This window comes from Pseudomonas sp. P106(2024), from assembly GCF_057480815.1.
Genome location: NZ_JBLIYU010000002.1, coordinates 97,232 through 111,865 on the forward strand (window position 1 = coordinate 97,232; position 14,634 = coordinate 111,865).

At 65.3% G+C, this 14,634-nt stretch carries 21 protein-coding genes; 11 read left to right on the plus strand and 10 right to left on the minus strand.

Translation table 11 applies throughout. The features are described from left to right. Nucleotides 1–185: 185 nt before the first annotated feature. Nucleotides 186–503, plus strand: coding sequence for a DUF2388 domain-containing protein (locus AC25M7_RS03955; protein ID WP_028689427.1), 318 nt, complete (start codon nucleotides 186–188; stop codon nucleotides 501–503). Nucleotides 504–541: 38 nt separating this feature from the next. On the opposite strand, the gene AC25M7_RS03960 is transcribed toward AC25M7_RS03955, so the two are convergent. From AC25M7_RS03960 to AC25M7_RS03975, 4 genes are all read right to left on the minus strand, one after another. Beyond that, nucleotides 542–1,477: a 5'-nucleotidase gene (locus tag AC25M7_RS03960; RefSeq protein WP_028689426.1), complete on the minus strand. Its 936-nt coding sequence runs from the start codon at nucleotides 1,475–1,477 to the stop codon at nucleotides 542–544. A gap of 41 nt (nucleotides 1,478–1,518) precedes the next feature. Next, entirely contained in the window at nucleotides 1,519–2,217 is a 699-nt protein-coding gene (locus tag AC25M7_RS03965) for an MOSC domain-containing protein (RefSeq protein WP_028689425.1), read from the minus strand. Nucleotides 2,218–2,316: 99 nt separating this feature from the next. Then, complete coding sequence (locus AC25M7_RS03970) at nucleotides 2,317–2,586, minus strand: hypothetical protein (RefSeq protein WP_028689424.1); 270 nt, start codon at nucleotides 2,584–2,586, stop codon at nucleotides 2,317–2,319. Between the two features lie 62 nt (nucleotides 2,587–2,648). Beyond that, nucleotides 2,649–3,569, minus strand: a complete 921-nt coding sequence (locus tag AC25M7_RS03975) for a LysR family transcriptional regulator (protein ID WP_028689423.1) — start codon at nucleotides 3,567–3,569, stop codon at nucleotides 2,649–2,651. A gap of 124 nt (nucleotides 3,570–3,693) precedes the next feature. Between AC25M7_RS03975 and AC25M7_RS03980 the strand changes: the two genes are divergently transcribed. Further along, complete coding sequence (locus AC25M7_RS03980) at nucleotides 3,694–4,428, plus strand: SDR family NAD(P)-dependent oxidoreductase (protein WP_486970755.1); 735 nt, start codon at nucleotides 3,694–3,696, stop codon at nucleotides 4,426–4,428. A 16-nt stretch (nucleotides 4,429–4,444) separates the two neighbouring features. Further along, nucleotides 4,445–4,654 (plus strand): tautomerase family protein, encoded by a 210-nt coding sequence (locus AC25M7_RS03985; RefSeq protein ID WP_028689421.1) that lies wholly within the window; start codon nucleotides 4,445–4,447, stop codon nucleotides 4,652–4,654. A gap of 49 nt (nucleotides 4,655–4,703) precedes the next feature. On the opposite strand, the gene AC25M7_RS03990 is transcribed toward AC25M7_RS03985, so the two are convergent. Beyond that, on the minus strand, nucleotides 4,704–5,585 hold the full coding sequence (locus AC25M7_RS03990) for a LysR family transcriptional regulator (RefSeq protein ID WP_186594984.1): 882 nt from the start codon (nucleotides 5,583–5,585) through the stop codon (nucleotides 4,704–4,706). Between the two features lie 208 nt (nucleotides 5,586–5,793). Here AC25M7_RS03990 and argC point away from each other — a divergent pair, with 208 nt between their 5' ends. After that, nucleotides 5,794–6,723 (plus strand): N-acetyl-gamma-glutamyl-phosphate reductase, encoded by a 930-nt coding sequence (gene argC, locus AC25M7_RS03995; RefSeq protein ID WP_069017721.1) that lies wholly within the window; start codon nucleotides 5,794–5,796, stop codon nucleotides 6,721–6,723. 72 nt (nucleotides 6,724–6,795) lie between these two features. Next, nucleotides 6,796–7,482: a GNAT family N-acetyltransferase gene (locus tag AC25M7_RS04000; RefSeq protein WP_062364269.1), complete on the plus strand. Its 687-nt coding sequence runs from the start codon at nucleotides 6,796–6,798 to the stop codon at nucleotides 7,480–7,482. Nucleotides 7,483–7,494: 12 nt separating this feature from the next. Here the strand turns inward: AC25M7_RS04000 and AC25M7_RS04005 are convergent, their stop codons facing one another. The 3 genes from AC25M7_RS04005 to AC25M7_RS04015 all read right to left on the minus strand — a co-directional run bounded on the left by AC25M7_RS04005 (nucleotide 7,495) and on the right by AC25M7_RS04015 (nucleotide 8,726). Next, a complete protein-coding gene (locus AC25M7_RS04005) occupies nucleotides 7,495–7,974 on the minus strand; it encodes a VOC family protein (protein ID WP_062364272.1) in 480 nt (159 codons plus the stop codon). 72 nt (nucleotides 7,975–8,046) lie between these two features. Then, nucleotides 8,047–8,358, minus strand: coding sequence for a DUF2388 domain-containing protein (locus AC25M7_RS04010; RefSeq protein ID WP_062364274.1), 312 nt, complete (start codon nucleotides 8,356–8,358; stop codon nucleotides 8,047–8,049). Beyond that, nucleotides 8,355–8,726, minus strand: coding sequence for a VOC family protein (locus AC25M7_RS04015; protein ID WP_486970756.1), 372 nt, complete (start codon nucleotides 8,724–8,726; stop codon nucleotides 8,355–8,357). The genes AC25M7_RS04010 and AC25M7_RS04015 overlap by 4 nt, the downstream gene beginning before the upstream one ends. 155 nt (nucleotides 8,727–8,881) lie before the next feature. On the opposite strand from AC25M7_RS04015, the gene AC25M7_RS04020 reads away from it, so the two are divergent. The 3 genes from AC25M7_RS04020 (at nucleotide 8,882) to AC25M7_RS04030 (ending at nucleotide 10,942) form a co-directional block, all read left to right on the plus strand. Next, nucleotides 8,882–9,373, plus strand: coding sequence for a GNAT family N-acetyltransferase (locus AC25M7_RS04020; RefSeq protein ID WP_069017727.1), 492 nt, complete (start codon nucleotides 8,882–8,884; stop codon nucleotides 9,371–9,373). Nucleotides 9,374–9,456: 83 nt separating this feature from the next. Then, complete coding sequence (locus AC25M7_RS04025; RefSeq protein ID WP_028689414.1) at nucleotides 9,457–10,065, plus strand: hypothetical protein; 609 nt, start codon at nucleotides 9,457–9,459, stop codon at nucleotides 10,063–10,065. Nucleotides 10,066–10,126: 61 nt separating this feature from the next. After that, on the plus strand, nucleotides 10,127–10,942 hold the full coding sequence (locus tag AC25M7_RS04030) for a protein phosphatase 2C domain-containing protein (protein WP_069017729.1): 816 nt from the start codon (nucleotides 10,127–10,129) through the stop codon (nucleotides 10,940–10,942). A gap of 46 nt (nucleotides 10,943–10,988) precedes the next feature. Here the strand turns inward: AC25M7_RS04030 and AC25M7_RS04035 are convergent, their stop codons facing one another. Continuing rightward, complete coding sequence (locus tag AC25M7_RS04035) at nucleotides 10,989–11,414, minus strand: GNAT family N-acetyltransferase (RefSeq protein WP_028689412.1); 426 nt, start codon at nucleotides 11,412–11,414, stop codon at nucleotides 10,989–10,991. Between the two features lie 366 nt (nucleotides 11,415–11,780). On the opposite strand from AC25M7_RS04035, the gene AC25M7_RS04040 reads away from it, so the two are divergent. The 3 genes from AC25M7_RS04040 (at nucleotide 11,781) to pbpG (ending at nucleotide 14,089) form a co-directional block, all read left to right on the plus strand. Continuing rightward, nucleotides 11,781–12,446: an SOS response-associated peptidase gene (locus AC25M7_RS04040; RefSeq protein WP_241411058.1), complete on the plus strand. Its 666-nt coding sequence runs from the start codon at nucleotides 11,781–11,783 to the stop codon at nucleotides 12,444–12,446. A 318-nt stretch (nucleotides 12,447–12,764) separates the two neighbouring features. Then, on the plus strand, nucleotides 12,765–13,031 hold the full coding sequence (locus AC25M7_RS04045) for a site-specific integrase (RefSeq protein WP_241411056.1): 267 nt from the start codon (nucleotides 12,765–12,767) through the stop codon (nucleotides 13,029–13,031). Nucleotides 13,032–13,162: 131 nt separating this feature from the next. Then, nucleotides 13,163–14,089 (plus strand): D-alanyl-D-alanine endopeptidase, encoded by a 927-nt coding sequence (pbpG, locus tag AC25M7_RS04050; RefSeq protein WP_028689409.1) that lies wholly within the window; start codon nucleotides 13,163–13,165, stop codon nucleotides 14,087–14,089. A gap of 50 nt (nucleotides 14,090–14,139) precedes the next feature. On the opposite strand, the gene AC25M7_RS04055 is transcribed toward pbpG, so the two are convergent. Further along, nucleotides 14,140–14,586: a hypothetical protein gene (locus AC25M7_RS04055; RefSeq protein WP_028689408.1), complete on the minus strand. Its 447-nt coding sequence runs from the start codon at nucleotides 14,584–14,586 to the stop codon at nucleotides 14,140–14,142. Nucleotides 14,587–14,634 lie beyond the last annotated feature (48 nt).

Consider the following 14,634-nt stretch of genomic DNA (forward strand, 5'->3'; position numbering starts at 1 on the left):
ACATTCCCTTGATTGACGGACGGCAGGACTGCGAGAAGATCATGCGCGAGGGTTGTAGGTCAAATACAACGTGGCTCAGTATTGCAGGCGCAATATCACAAGCGTGCCGGAACTCCCAGCGCGTCACAGCGCTCTTAACATCATGCAGTAACACCCTTGGGCTTCACCTTCGCGGAGGACTCACCATGCGTCATTTACTGCTCATCCCATCGCTGCTGCTCCTGCTCCCCGCCGGTGCCGCCCTGGCCCGTGTCGACGCCGGTGACGTCGCTACCTCGGCCGGGGTGTCCGCCTCGCTGTACTCGACCTTCAAGGACGACAAACGGATCATTCCCGCCCGTGACGAACTGTCGGCCTTTGTCGCCAGCGGCGGCGCCATTCGCGGAGCTTACCTGGAGTCGGCGCTGGCGCAGGTCCGCCAGGCCAATCCCGGATTGCAAGCCAGTGACGAGGAGCTGGCCAGGGCGCTGCTGTCGCAGGATGACGGATTGGCGGATCACTGATCGCAGGAAAACAGGGGCCGCTGCGCGGCCCCTGTGGCTCAGCGCGCCCGGTTGGTCACTCCGAACGGAACATGGACCGAAGGCACCACCGTGCTGGTGCTCTTGAGGTGCCCCGACTGGTCGTCGAAGAAGATGTGCGGCTTGAGCACCTGCAGCACCCGCCGCTTCTCTATGCCCCCGAGAAAGAACGCGTCATTGGCCATCACTCCCCAGCTTTTCAGAGTGTTGAGCGCCCGCTCATGGGATGGCGCATTGCGCGCCGTGACAATCGACACACGTAGGCGGTTCTCATAGCCGGGATGCGCCAGCTTGTGCTGCTCTTCGGCAGCCTGGATACGGGCGATGCGCACGAAGAACTCCTTGAGCGGGCCGGGGTTGTGCGGCTGGGTGACGTTGATCACTTCATGAGCATGAAAACTGTCCAACCCGCCCGACTGCATCACCGCCTCCGATTCGTCTCCAGCCAGCACACCGTCGAAGTCGAAGGCGATGCGCAGGTTGTCATCGCTTTCGTCATCGTCGAACTTCGAGTCCAGCACCTGCCCCGCCGGATAGCCGGCCTTGATCGCGGCGTCGACATGCTGCTTGTCGGCGGACAGGAACAGGGCGATGTTCAGCGCCGGAATGTACTCGTAGGGTGAACGGCCCTGGGTGAAGATCGCCCGGGTCATGTTCAGGCCATAGTGGCCAATGGTCTTCATCACCCGCATGCCGGTGTCCGGATCGTTTTGCGACAGCAGCACCACCTCCACCAGCGGGTCCTCGGGATCGCCGCGCAGGTCATTGAGCGCAAGCAGGCGCTTGATGAAGGGATAGGCGATGCCTTTTCCCAGCGGCACGTCCAAGTGCTGCTCCTGGTACTTGCGGTACTGCGCCTCGCCCTCGCGACGGAACACCGCGTCCGATTCGCTGAGGTCGAACACGGCGCTGGAGGCGACACCGATGACCAGGCGATCATCCAGTTCGAAGGCCATGGGGCTTTCCTTGTCTTGATAAATGTTGAACGCGACGCCGGTCAGCCTTCGCTGCGGCCCTGCAGGCGCGATGTCCAGTCCTCAACCTGGTGTTGCTCCAGGCGCTTTTCCAGTGTCCTGCGCCAGTTCGGCACCAGCGGCAGCGCCAGGCATTCGCGCAACAGCTCGGGCTCCAGCCGCTTGTCGAACAGGACCGCCGAGAGCCGCGCCACCGACCACTGGGCGTGGGGACGCTCGACCAGATGCAGGGCATCGCCCGCCTCGACCACGCCCTCCTCCAGCACCCGGTAGTACCAGCCAGTGCGCCCGCTCTGCTGCACGCGCAACGCCATCTGCGCCACGTCGAAGCGGTCATTGAGCTTCCAGCACGGCATCCGCCCCTGGGAGATTTCCAGCAATGCCGTGCCGACGCGGATCCGGTCGCCCAGGCAGACATCGGCTTCACGCCAACCGAAGCTGCTGAAGTTCTCGCCAAACGCGCCGGGCCGGGTCAGCAAGGGGTGCTCGCCCAGTTCGGCGGCCCAGTCCGAATAGTGCTCAAGGGGATAATGGTGGATGGCCTTCTCGACGCCACCGTGTACGCGCAGATCGCCCTGTTCGTCGCCGGCGATGCCGAGGAAGGTCACCGCCAAGGGGCCTTGACGAGGTTGCTTGTCGATGGCGCTGTGCGAACCCGGGCGGGTAAACGGTCGGGCGCAGCCGGTGAGCAGGCTGTCGAGGCGCGGGCTGGGCGAGGTCATGCGGCGGTCTCGTGGAAAGGTCCGCAAGAGCTTACACCAGAGCGCTGGGTAATACCTCAGGGAGCGGGCAAGCCCGGTCCTGCAAAGCTGTACCGGGCGTTACTTGCCCCGCGCCTTGTTGTAGATGGTCTTGGCGCGGTCGGCCGAGGCTTGGCACTTGGCCATGTCACCTTTGTCCCGGGCGTCCTTGGCCTGCTTGAGCAGCTCGTGGTAGTCATGGGCCATGCCGCCATGTAGCGCCTGGCCATCGGTCTTGCTGATGCTCTCCAGATCATTGATCTTGGCATCGCAGTTGGTCGCCGGGCCATCCTCGGCGTGGGCGGCAAAACTCAGTACGCAGGTGATCGCTAACAATGTCATGGATTTCATGGCGTGCTCTCCTGGAGAACCGATGCAGCACAGAGCATAGTTCGTCAGCGCGCGCCGGGGCTTCAGCCCAACGGTAGTGCAACTTCGCCGACCAGGAAGTCGATGAACACCCGCACCTTCAACGGCATGTGCCAGACCTGCGGATACACCAGCATGAAAGGCCGCGACGTCCCGCCATGCCCGGCCAGCACCTCGACCAGCTCACCACTGTCCAGCGCATCCTGCACGGTGAAACGGTAGGCCTGCATCAGGCCGCCACCGTGGCGCGCCAGGGTCGTGGTGGCGAGGAAATCACCCAGACAGGTGAACGCACCCTGGGTCTGCAACTCGACCAGCTGTCCGTCACGGCGAAAGCTCCAGGGCGGCCGCCTGCCGCTGCTGGGCAACTCGAACTGGATGCACTCGTGCCCAGCCAGGTCCTCCAGGGTCCGTGGCGTACCGGCACGGGCCAGGTAGCCGGGTGTGGCAACCACCACCAGCTCGGCGTCCTCCAGGCGCCGGGCCACCAGGCGCGAATCGGCCGGCGCCCGGCCGCGAATCGCCAGGTCGAAGTGTTCGTCGGCGAAATCGACGTTGCGGTTGCTGACATGCACATCCACCTGCACCCCGGGATAACGCTGGCGAAAACGTGGCAGCAGCGGCAACAGGCGGTGATGGGCATAGGGCGTCGGCGCGCTGATGCGCAAGCGGCCAGCGGGCTCGAGCTGGCCACCGGTGACCTGGCGCTCGGCCTCGACCAGTTGGCCCAGCGCCTGGCGACAATGCTGGTAATAGGCCTGGCCGGCCTCGCTCAGGCGCATCTGCCGGGTGGTGCGCACGAACAGGCGTACGCCCAGACGTTCCTCCAGGCGCGCCACCGAGCGGCTCACCGCCGCTGGCGTGACGCCCGCCAGGGTGGCCGCCTCGGTAAAGCTGCCAGCATCGGCGGCGAGACAGAACAGCTCCAGGCTGCCCAGTTGCAGGTCATCGAAATGGCGGGTCATGGCGGGCTCGATTAATTACATGATGTATTGATTGAAATGCCATACGCCTCATTTTTCAAGCTGTCGTTGCAACTTACAGTGACTCCATACCCGAGCAACACCTCGCACGATCGGAGATCCTCCCATGAGCAACGCAAGAACCGTCATCATCACCGGCGCCTCCAGCGGCCTGGGCTTCGCCCTGGCCCAGACCTACCTCGAGCGTGGCGACAACGTGGTCGGCAATGCCCGCACCCAGGCCCGCCTCGACGAGGCCGCCGCCCGCCTGGGCAACCCGGCCGGCTTCATCGGCGTGGCTGGCGACATCGCCGAGAAAGCCACCGCCGAACGGCTGTTCGCCACCGCCCTGGAGGCCTTCGGCCGGGTCGACATCTTGGTCAACAACGCCGGCATCTTCATTCCCAAGCCGGTGACCGACTACACCGAGGCCGATGTCGACGCGCTGGTCGGCACCAACCTCAAGGGCTTTTTCTACCCCGCCCAGGCCGCAGCCCGGGTCATGAGGGCCCAAGGGCACGGGCATATCGTCGCCATCACCGCCTCGGTGGCCCTGCAGCCGGACACCCGCGTCCCGGCACTTCTACCGGTGCTGGTCAAGGGCGGGCTCAACCAGGCGGTCAAGGGCCTGGCCCTGGAGCTGGCAGCAAGCGGCGTGCAGGTCAACGCGGTGGCCCCTGGCATCATCGACACCCCGCTGCACGGCGGCCACACCGAAGGGCTCGGCGCGCTGTCGCCAAGCGGGCGCACCGGCACGCCCGAGGATGTGGTGGACGCCGTGCTGTACCTGACCGACGCCCGTTTCGTCAGCGGTGTCATCCTGCCCGTCGACGGTGGCAGCACCGCCGGCACCTGGCACTGAACCTGGAGCGACGCACATGCCTTATGTCCATATCCGCGTGACCGATGAAGGGGTCACGGCAGAACACAAGCGTCAGTTGATCGAAGGCACCACCCGCCTGCTGGAGCAGGTACTGAACAAACCGCCAGCAAGCACCTTCGTGGTGATCGAGGAAGTAGCCACTGACAACTGGGGTGTCGGCGGCGAGACGGTGACAGCCTTGCGCGCACGCGAACGCAACCAATGACAGACGCCGTGGGAGCGGGCCAGCATCGCTCCCACAGGCTCAGCCCCGTCTATTGCCGCAACCTTCCCAACGCTTCCAGCACATGCCCCGTCGCCCGTTCCAGCGCCCCCTCGCGACAGGCGATCCCCAACTGACGCCACAACCCCGGCCGCAACGGCCGCCGGGTGATACGCGGCGATGGCGGATGAACCTCGCCTTCCTGCGGCAGCAAGGTGGCGCCGTAGCCGGCGGCCACCAGGCGCTTGATCGCATCGTTGTAGTTCAGCTCGATCCGCGGTTCAGGGTACAACCCTGCTGCCGCGAACCACTCCGAGGTCACCCGCGACAGTTGCGTGGTGCTGTCGTTGAGGATCAGCGCCCGTCCGGCGAGCCAGGCCGGCGTCACCCGTGACGGTGGCTGCCAGTCGGCAGGGATGTAGGCCATGATCGGGTCGCGCCGCCACGGGGTGATCCGCAAGCCCTTGCCCGCCACCTGCGGCAACGCCACCAGGCCGATGTCCAGGGTGCCTTCACGCAACCGCGCCAGGGATGCCTGCGAAGTGAGCACCTGGACCTGCACGTCGATCCCCGGATGATCAACCCGCAGCGTTTCCAGGGCCTGGGGCAACAGGTGGGCGATGGCGCCTGTCGAGGCGCCCAGCCGCACCCGGCCGGTCAGACCCTCGACCTGGCGGCGCACCTCGTCCAGGGCCTGGTCGGCGTCGACCAGCAGACGCCGGGCGCGGGTCAGCAAGGTCTCGCCGATTGCGGTGGGCCGCACCTGGCCGCGGGTGCGGGTGAGCAAGGGCGCGCCGATGCGCGCCTCCAGCTCGGCCACGTGCAGGCTGATGGTGGGGGGCGCCAGGTTGAGCTGGCGGGCGGCATCGGCGAAAGAGGCACGTTCGGCGATCACCACCAGGGTGCGCAAGCGGTCGAGGCTGATTTCTCGCATGGGATCTCGGTAACTCACGGGTTTAGCTGGACCCTGTGGGAGCAGCCTTTCGCGACGCAAGGCCGCTCCCACAGGGCTGGGCGATCTCCCATGGGACAATGCGCTCAAGTTCAGAATTCCTGAATACGGCGATCATTATATTCAAATTTTATTTCGCCCAGCGAACGACGAGGATACGGCAATCCTTCCCCATCAGCGGACCACCGACATGCACCACCCCCTCGTATTCATCGACGGCGACCAAGGCACCACCGGCCTGCAGATCCACGCCCGCCTGCAAGGCCGCCAGGACCTGCGCCTGCTCACCCTGCCCGAGGCCGAGCGCAAGGACCCGGCACGGCGCAGCGAGGCGATCAACAGCGCCGATATCGCCGTGCTCTGCCTACCCGACGACGCCGCCCGCGAGGCCGTGGCCACCCTGCACAATCCGGCGGTACGTGTGATCGACGCCAGCTCCGCGCACCGCACCGCGCCCGACTGGGTCTACGGCCTGCCGGAACTGAACGAACAACAGGCCGAGCACATCGCCCGGGCCACCCGGGTGAGCAACCCCGGCTGCTACCCCACCGGCGCCATCGCCCTGCTGCATCCGCTGGTCAAGGCCGGCCTGGTGCCGGCCGACTACCCGCTCAGCATCCACGCCATCTCCGGCTACTCCGGGGGTGGCCGGGCCGCCGTCGAGCGCCATGAGCAGCGCAGCGACGCCTACCTGCCGACCCTCCAGCTGTATGGCCTGGAACTGGCGCACAAGCATGTGCCGGAGATCCAGCAGCACGCCGGGCTCAGCGCGCGCCCGGTATTCGTGCCCGGTTACGGCGACTACCGCCAGGGCATTGTGCTGAGCATCCCGCTGCAACTGCGCCTGTTGCCCGGGGTCGACGCCGATCAGTTGCAGGCCTGCCTCGAGCGGCACTATCAGGGCGCCCGCCATGTGCAAGTGATGCCCCTGCACCAGCACGGCCCGGCGGCGGCGCTGGATCCGCAGGCATTGAACGACAGCAACGACCTGCGCCTGGCCCTGTACGCCAATCCCGAGCACGGCCAGGTGCTGCTCACCGCGGTGTTCGACAACCTGGGCAAGGGCGCCTCGGGCGCCGCCGTGCAGAACCTCGACCTGATGCTGGCTGGGCTGCGCTAGCCTCACCGGGTAGAATGATCACCCGCCTCGTTCCGGGGCGTGTGTTTCAATCCTGCCGGAGCCCGACCCGCGATGTTCATCCTCCGCCGCCTCGACGGCGTGCCGCCCGAATCCTTCCAGAACCAGATTCGCCAGCTGGTGATCGACCACGTCGGCCAGCTCAGCAGCGTCGCCATCAGCCCGGACAATCCGCTCTACCCGCTGTACCAGTACGGCGTCGGCCTGGAGGTGCACCAGTACCTGATGGCGCTCGACGGCACCCGCGGCCTGGCCGTCGAGTTGACCCTGGCCCTGGATGCCGAGGCGCCGGACCAGTTGCTCGGCTTCGCCCTGGTGCTGCCAGCCCAGGACAACCCGCAGGCCTGTGCCCTGGCCTACCTTGCAGTGTCTCCCGACCACCGCCGCCAGGGCATTGCCCGTGGCCTGCTAAATGCAGCCCGTGAACGCTATGCCTGCGTCGAGCTGAGCACCTTCGCCCAGCAGGTGCCGTGGTTCGAGAACATGGGCCTGCAGGTGGTCGCCAGCACCGGACCGCAGGTACTGATGAGCAGCACCGGCCAAGCCAGCGGTGCGTTGATCGGGCGGCTGGATATCGCACCGATCTACCAGACCGTGGAGGTCCGGCAGATCCATGCCTACCTGCTCAAGCAACAGGGCAAGGCTGCGATGATGGACGCCGAGCGCCTGCGCGACGAGCGACTGGACACGCTGACGGAGCAGGCACGGGTGTGCGTCAGGGAACGCAAGACCGTGCATTGAGGCCTCTCGCCTTCAGCCCTTGATGGCCTTCTCGATGGCGGCGATGTCGATCCTGCCCATCTGCAGCATCGCCTCGAACGCCCGCTTCGCCACGGCACGATCGGGGCTGGCGACCGCCTGGGTCAGTACCCGCGGACTGATCTGCCAGGACAGGCCCCACCTGTCCTTGCACCAGCCACACACGCTCTCGCTGCCACCGTTGCCAACGATGGCATCCCAGTAGCGGTCGGTCTCCTCCTGGCTGTCGGTCGCCACCTGGAACGAGAACGCCTCGCTGTGGCTGAACGCCTTGCCGCCATTGAGGCCGATGCAGGGGATGCCCATCACGGTGAACTCCACCGTGATCACATCGCCTGCCTTGCCCGAGGGATAGTCGGCGGGCGCCGTGTGCACGGCGGTCACCCGGCTGTCGGGGAATATGCTGGCATAGAAGTTCGCCGCGTCCTCGGCATCGTGGTCATACCACAGGCAAATGGTGTTCTTGGCGGTCATGTCAGACTCCTGGGAACCAGCTCGTTGACCACGAGTCTAGCCCCCTGTCCTGGCATGCCCGCAAACGCGCGATCAGCGGCAGGCGATTGCCTGGGCCAGGTCACGGTCGCTCAGCGAACTGTTCGGGTGCTGTTGGCGGTATGCGCCCAGTGCCTGCTCCAGTCGCGCGCCGCGCAGGCGCCCGTCGCTGGCGATGAACAGCAACGCATCGTCGCGGGCGGCCTGGTAAGTACGCGCCGGATGGCTGGTGGAGCCGCTCACCGCGGCGGTGGCGAGGCTCGAGCCGACGGTGAAGTGATCGGTCGAGTTGCCCTTGCCGTCCATGGCCACGGCCGGGCCGGCAAGCAGCAACATCGCCAGGAGCGCAGGGCCGCGCAGGATCATGAGGCGACCCGTGCGGCTTGCACGGCGTCGCCATGCCGCTGGCTGAAGGCCAGGTAATAGCCGTTGCAATCACGCACGCCGAATTCCCGCGAACCATACTCCGTGTCGTGCAACGGCCAGGCGATATCCGCCAGTTCGCGGACTTGCGCGTAATAGCCGTCAACGTCCTCGACCACCAGGTAGAAGGTTCCGGCGCACCCCGGCGGCAGGCGCCACAGGTCCTGTTCGGTGAACAGCAGGCTGCAATCGCGCAACTGCACGGTCAGGGTCGACTGCGTGGTGTCGGTGACCGTGAACTGCAGCACTTCGCGGTAATGACGGCGGGTGGCGTCAAGGTCGGTGCAGCGCAAAAGCGGGGCAATGGGCATGCGAAGCCTCCTCGTCGGCAAACGGGTTGCCGCGGATCATCGCCGTAATCCTGGGGAGCGACAAGGGGCTGTATGCCGCGTTTGCGGGCCATCTGTATCTAACCGCCGACGCCGCGCGGGCCTAGGATCAAGGCCTTGGATCAACGAGACCCGTCATGAACGACCTGCCAGCTGCGATCGACTTTCCCGGCCTGACCCTGCGCCGCCTGCTGCCGGGCGACCACGCCATGGTCTGCGCCCACCGCGAGGCCATGTTCCTTGAAGCCGGCGGCGACCCGCAGCGGCTCATAAGCATGACCGAGCACTTCGGCCCCTGGCTGCGGCCAAGACTGGCGGACGGTCGCTACTACGGCTTCGTGCTGCTGGACGACGCGCTGCCGGTGGCGGCAATCGGCCTGATGGCGATCGACTGGCCGCCGCATCCGGCCCACCCCTGCCAGGACCAGCGCGGCTATGTGCTCAATGTCTATGTCGAGCCGTCCCATCGCCGCCAGGGCCTGGCTTCGAAACTGATGCGTCTGGCCGAGTCGGAGTTCACCCGGCGCGGCCTGGCCTTCGCGGTGCTGCACGCCACCGAGGCTGGGCGACCGGTATATGCCGGCCTGGGTTGGGCGCCGACCGCGGAAATGGCCAAGACACTCGGCTGAGCGTTCAAGTCAGCCGCGCGAGCGCCGATAGCCCTCATGCATCCATCCGGATGCACGCTTGTGCAGTTACTCAAGGAAGACTTATGCCGCGTCACAACCTCCCTGCGCTGCTGGTGCTGTCAGTGCTCCTTTCGCTCACCGGCTGCAAGGGCCTGCCCCGCTCGACCAGCGAAGACGCCCCGCCGCTGGGCCCGATCCTGCCGGACAGCGAGGCGCGCAATGCCTGGATCGCCCAGGCCCTCGCCCTGGACCCGCTGGCCAGCCAGAACCGCCAGCCACCACCGCGTCAGAGCAACGCGCAAGTCGTCGCCAAGCTGCGCCAGCAGCGCGATCTTCAGTTGCCGGACGCCTATTGGGCGCAATGGCAACACAACCTCGACGCCTTCGATGCCGACGCCGCGCGCCACAAGGAAGCGCAGCGTGCCCACTACATCACCACCTTCACCGATCAGCTCAAGCGCGCCGACGACCTGACCCTGCAACGCCTGGCAAATGCGCCCGACGCCCTGGATGCGGCCACCCGCGAGGCCTGGAAGGTCCGCCTGATCGACCGCTACAGCCGCTACATCATCGACAGCGAAGTGAACCGCGACATCATCGACGCCCACCTGCGGCGCATGGCGCTGATGGATCGGCAATTCGGTGTCTGCGCCCTGGACAGTGACTGCTGGGACCGCGCACCCAAGCCGTGACATTTGACGCCGGGCGCAGCAACGGTCAAGGTCGGTGAATCCCACCGAACCGGAGCCCGACATGCATTTCGACCTGATCCAGTCCCTGAGCCTGGCCGGCAAGCACGATGTGCCCAATGACGATCGTATCGGCAGTGCCGACCGCCACGCCTGGGTCATCGACGGCGCCACCGACCTCGGCGCCCCCGGCCTGCTGGGTGAGCGCGGAGGCGCCGCCTGGCTCTCGGCCACGGCCCAGCGCGCCTTCGCCAATGCCTCGGGGCCACTGCGCGAGGTCTGCGAGACGGTCTTCGACACAATCGCCCAGGCCTACCGGCAGGATCGCCGACGCGAGCCCGTGGCCACCTGGGAACTGCCGCGCGCCGCCTTTGCCGCGGTGGCCATCGAGGGCGAGGAACTGGTCTGCGCGCACTTGGCCGACTGCGTGGTGCTGCATCGCGGCGCGCAAGGTATCCGCTTCCTCACCCCAGAGCCGGACCGCGAGGCCGAGCAAGCCGAGGCCGCCGCCCTCGGTCCTGGTACCGGTGCCCATGGCGTACGTACCCCGGCCGTGCTGGCCGATCGCCGCGCCTCCCGCGAGCGCCCCCGGGCCGTGCTCGGCGTCGATGCCGACCTGTCCCGCGAGGGCACCCTCTATAGCCAAGCGCCGGTGGCCGTGGGGGATGATGTCCTGCTGATGAGCGATGGCTTCGCGGCGTTGTTCGACACCTATCGGGCCTATGAGCCGGCAGGTTTCTTCAAGCGCCTGCAAAGCCACGGCCTGGATGACCTGGCACGGACACTGCGCGGTATCGAGCAGGACGATGCCGCGTGCCTGCGCTACCCGCGGTTCAAGATGAGCGACGATGCCTCGGCGATCTGGTTGCGGGTTGGCTGAGCCCCCCTCAGCTCGCAACGCCAGGGCAGGCCTGCGTCTAAAGATGCTAAGCCAGCCGCTTGCGCAGGAAATGGCGGGTATGCCCAGGCGGAAAGTCGGCCAGCTCGCCAAACACCTCGAACCCCAGCTTGCGATAGAAGTCCGGCGCCTGGAAGCTGAAGGTATCCAGCCAGATTCCGCAGCAGCCCTTCTCCCTCGCCAGCGCCTCGGCCTGGGCCATCAGCTCGCGCCCGGTGCCCTGCCCGCGCATCCGCTCGGGCACCACCAGCAGCTCGACGAATAACCAGCGCCCGCCAAGCCTGGCATACAGCCCGCCGACGATTTCATCGCTGGCGGGATCGCGCAGCGTCCAGGCGACGGTAGCCGCTTCGGGGGAGCCGATCACAGTGTCGTTGAAAGCGCGCAAAGGCTTGAGAATCGCATCGTGATGCAGGCTGGTGGCTTGGTCGGTGAAATCGATCGTGAGCGTCATGACAGGTCGTCCGGTTGACCACGTAGAAAGGAGGCGCAAAGCGCGCCGGATTAAATTTACTTCACGCTGCGCCCTTTAGATACAAGGCATTCGACAGCCGCTGAGCCATGCGGCGATCTGCCGACCCCGATCCGTCCTGGCTCGTCCCTCTCCCACTCCTCTGCAGATTCATCCGTGAGCAGCCCGATGTGACCTTCGCGAGCTTTTCGTTGGGGATGGCTAGGCCGAGCTCACGGCGGCGGCAGAGAAGGAAGTACATACGGCACCAACACTGTATATTGATACAGTATTTGAGCATCCAAACGGATGGTCAGGCCAGTACCGCTTGGCGGGCTATCCTTTCAGTTCGAGCGGGAGGGATGGGAAATGTGCGGTAGGCTGAGCCAGTACCGCGGTATCCATGACTTCGTGGAGGCCCTGAGCATGCCGGTGGCCTGGCGTAACAACGTCGGGGACCAGGACCTGGGGCGGTACAATGTCGCGCCGACCACGCAGGTCGCCGTGCTCCGGGTAGATGACGCAGGCCCGAGGGCAGACCTGGTGAAATGGGGATGGCGGCCGCATTGGGCGACCGACCGTGCCGCGCCGATTAACGCCCGCGTCGAGAAGGTGGCTCACGGCCCCTTCTTCCGGGCGATCTGGCCACACCGGGCTATCACCCCCGTGGATGGCTGGTATGAGTGGGCGGATGAAGGCGGTCAGAAGAAGCAGCCCTATTACATCCGCCGGCGAGATGGGCGCCCTGCCCTTTGCGCCTCGATAGGTCAGTTCGCCGGCAATGAGCACGACGGGTTCGTGATGATCACTGCAGACGCCCAGGGCGGCCTGGTCGATGTGCACGACCGCCGACCGGTTGTGCTGTCGCCTGCTCTGGCGGTCGAGTGGATCGCAGCAGGCATGCCCAGCGAACACGCGGAACAATTGGTGCTGAACCTGGGTGAACCGGCAGAGACGTTCGAGTGGTACCGCGTTGGAACAGCCGTGGGCAACGTGCGAAACCAGGGAGCAACGCTGATAGAGTCGGCTCAGTGACGAATCAGAGGCTGATGCCCAAGCGCGTAGAGCTGGTAATCAGAAACAGCCTTGAATGAGGGCTGCGCAATTAGCCGCAAGCGCTCAACTTCTTCTGCCGGAGCTCCCGAATCATGCGCACTGTGATACGCGCGCATGTCTTGAAGTGCCACATTCATTGGCGGTTCACCCGCCAAAACCCGAACGATCATGCTCAACAGTCGCGCCCTGGCAGCTCTCGGACGAGCCCGGGAGATTGCAAGCGCTCGAAAGCGAAACGGTAGGCGGGTGTCCGCTGAATCACCGTTCATCTTTCAGCCTGCCGGCAGGTCCCCTCACATGAAAGGCAGCAGCATGCCTGGTTTCATCAACCAGGCGGTCGAAGCGACCTCAATTCGGGCCAGCCCACAGTACAACTGCAGGCACGCCTATGCCACGATGTGCCTCATGTCAGGAATGAACCCGGCATTCATCGCCGGACAGCTTGGACACTCCGTCCAGGTCCTACTCACCACCTACGCGAAGTGGCTGAATTCAGCGAACGATTGGTCCGAGCTGGCCAAGCTTGAGGCAGCGGTAATTGGTACAGAATTGGTACAGGATTAAATTTCGTTCACGTTGCGCCCTTTAGATATAAGGCATTCGACAGCCGCTGAGCCATACTCCAGAATGCAACGGTTTTTTGGGGGAAAACCCTTGCACAGCCAACGACATACCAACATTTAGTGAGCCTCAACGTGAAAACTTCCCTGTCCATCCTCAGCCTGCTGCTGTTGCTCACAGGAACCGCGACCCTACCGTCGACCGCTGCTGCACAACCCCCGGCCCAGGTCCAGCGCGACCCAAGCAAGCTGCACCTGGCCTCCGGCAGCGCCCTGTTGATCGACCTCAACACCAACAAGGAGCTGTACGCCAGCCACGCCGATCGCGTGCGGCCCATCGCCTCGGTCACCAAGCTGATGACCGCGATGGTCGTGCTCGACGCCAAGCTGCCCATGGACGAAATGCTCAGCATGACCATCGCCAATAACCCGGAGATGAAGGGCGTGTACTCGCGGGTGCGCCTTGGCAGCGAGCTGAACCGTCGCGAGACGTTGCTGATTACCCTGATGTCGTCGGAAAACCGCGCGGCCAACACCCTGGCCAACCACTACCCCGGCGGCTATGGCGCGTTTATCAAGGCGATGAACGCCAAGGCCCGCAGCCTGGGCATGAGCCACACCCGCTACGTCGAGCCGACCGGCCTGTCGACCCTGAACGTGTCCACCGCCCAGGACCTGGCCAAGCTGCTGATGGCCTCGCGCAAGTACCCGATGCTCAGCGAGCTGTCGACCACCCGCGAGAAGACCGTGGCGTTCCGTAAGCCTAACTACACCCTGGGCTTCCGTAACACTGACCATCTGGTGAACAAGAGCAACTGGGACATCGCCCTGACCAAGACCGGCTTCACCAACGAAGCGGGGCATTGCCTGGTGCTGCTGACGAAGATGGACAACCGTCCGGTGGCCATGGTGATTCTCGACGCCTACGGCAAGTACACCCACTTCGCCGACGCCAGCCGCATGCGTCAGTGGCTGGAGACCGGCGCGGCCAAGCCGGCGCCGGCAGTGGCCATGCAGTACAAGAGCGAGCGGCAGAACCGCGCCCGCGTGGCGGTGGACTGAAGACCTGACCAAGGGGCTGCAAGGCAGCCCCTGTAGCGTTGACCCTCGCCTCAGGCGCTGGTGTCGACCGAGCCGCCGGCGCTGGTGCCCCCGGCTTGGCGCAGCGCTTCGAGCAGTTGCGCGGTTGCCGCCATGATCAGTCCGGTGAGGGTGGCGATACTGGCCTGCTTGGCCGTGACCGCCGCCATCTTGGACGGGTCGCGCCTGGCTTGTTCCATCAACTGGGCCAGTTGTTTCTGCTCTTCGGCCAGCTGCTTCTGCAGGCGCTTAATCTGTTCGCGCTGCTCCTTGATGGCCGGATCTTCATTACTTTCCAGGCTGCTTTCGATCTCTGCGGCCTTGGTCTCGTTCTTGAATGTGTCGCCCTTGAACACCAGGCCGCCCCGCTCGTCGACCGAGGGTGTGCCGGGCGAGGCGTTCGAGTTGGCCGATGCGCCCGAAGACGTGGCGCCAGCAACGCTGGGGATGTTGAGATTGGCTGCGGTTATTCCAACCATTTCTTACCTTCCTTGAGGTGAATTCTTACATGACAGTTATCGGCCAGG

Coding starts and splice junctions, on each gene's coding strand:
- AC25M7_RS04000 (WP_062364269.1), top strand. CDS start 6,796: ATGTTCATCCTCCGCCGCCTCGACGGCGTGCCGCCCGAATCCTTCCAG.
- AC25M7_RS04055 (WP_028689408.1), bottom strand. CDS start 14,586: ATGGTTGGAATAACCGCAGCCAATCTCAACATCCCCAGCGTTGCTGGC.
- AC25M7_RS04005 (WP_062364272.1), bottom strand. CDS start 7,974: ATGACCGCCAAGAACACCATTTGCCTGTGGTATGACCACGATGCCGAG.
- AC25M7_RS04035 (WP_028689412.1), bottom strand. CDS start 11,414: ATGACGCTCACGATCGATTTCACCGACCAAGCCACCAGCCTGCATCAC.
- argC (WP_069017721.1), top strand. CDS start 5,794: ATGCACCACCCCCTCGTATTCATCGACGGCGACCAAGGCACCACCGGC.
- AC25M7_RS04010 (WP_062364274.1), bottom strand. CDS start 8,358: ATGATCCTGCGCGGCCCTGCGCTCCTGGCGATGTTGCTGCTTGCCGGC.
- AC25M7_RS03980 (WP_486970755.1), top strand. CDS start 3,694: ATGAGCAACGCAAGAACCGTCATCATCACCGGCGCCTCCAGCGGCCTG.
- AC25M7_RS03955 (WP_028689427.1), top strand. CDS start 186: ATGCGTCATTTACTGCTCATCCCATCGCTGCTGCTCCTGCTCCCCGCC.
- AC25M7_RS03975 (WP_028689423.1), bottom strand. CDS start 3,569: ATGACCCGCCATTTCGATGACCTGCAACTGGGCAGCCTGGAGCTGTTC.
- AC25M7_RS03965 (WP_028689425.1), bottom strand. CDS start 2,217: ATGACCTCGCCCAGCCCGCGCCTCGACAGCCTGCTCACCGGCTGCGCC.
- AC25M7_RS04045 (WP_241411056.1), top strand. CDS start 12,765: ATGAAAGGCAGCAGCATGCCTGGTTTCATCAACCAGGCGGTCGAAGCG.
- AC25M7_RS03985 (WP_028689421.1), top strand. CDS start 4,445: ATGCCTTATGTCCATATCCGCGTGACCGATGAAGGGGTCACGGCAGAA.
- AC25M7_RS03990 (WP_186594984.1), bottom strand. CDS start 5,585: ATGCGAGAAATCAGCCTCGACCGCTTGCGCACCCTGGTGGTGATCGCC.
- AC25M7_RS03970 (WP_028689424.1), bottom strand. CDS start 2,586: ATGAAATCCATGACATTGTTAGCGATCACCTGCGTACTGAGTTTTGCC.
- AC25M7_RS04015 (WP_486970756.1), bottom strand. CDS start 8,726: ATGCCCATTGCCCCGCTTTTGCGCTGCACCGACCTTGACGCCACCCGC.
- AC25M7_RS04020 (WP_069017727.1), top strand. CDS start 8,882: ATGAACGACCTGCCAGCTGCGATCGACTTTCCCGGCCTGACCCTGCGC.
- AC25M7_RS04025 (WP_028689414.1), top strand. CDS start 9,457: ATGCCGCGTCACAACCTCCCTGCGCTGCTGGTGCTGTCAGTGCTCCTT.
- AC25M7_RS04040 (WP_241411058.1), top strand. CDS start 11,781: ATGTGCGGTAGGCTGAGCCAGTACCGCGGTATCCATGACTTCGTGGAG.
- AC25M7_RS04030 (WP_069017729.1), top strand. CDS start 10,127: ATGCATTTCGACCTGATCCAGTCCCTGAGCCTGGCCGGCAAGCACGAT.
- AC25M7_RS03960 (WP_028689426.1), bottom strand. CDS start 1,477: ATGGCCTTCGAACTGGATGATCGCCTGGTCATCGGTGTCGCCTCCAGC.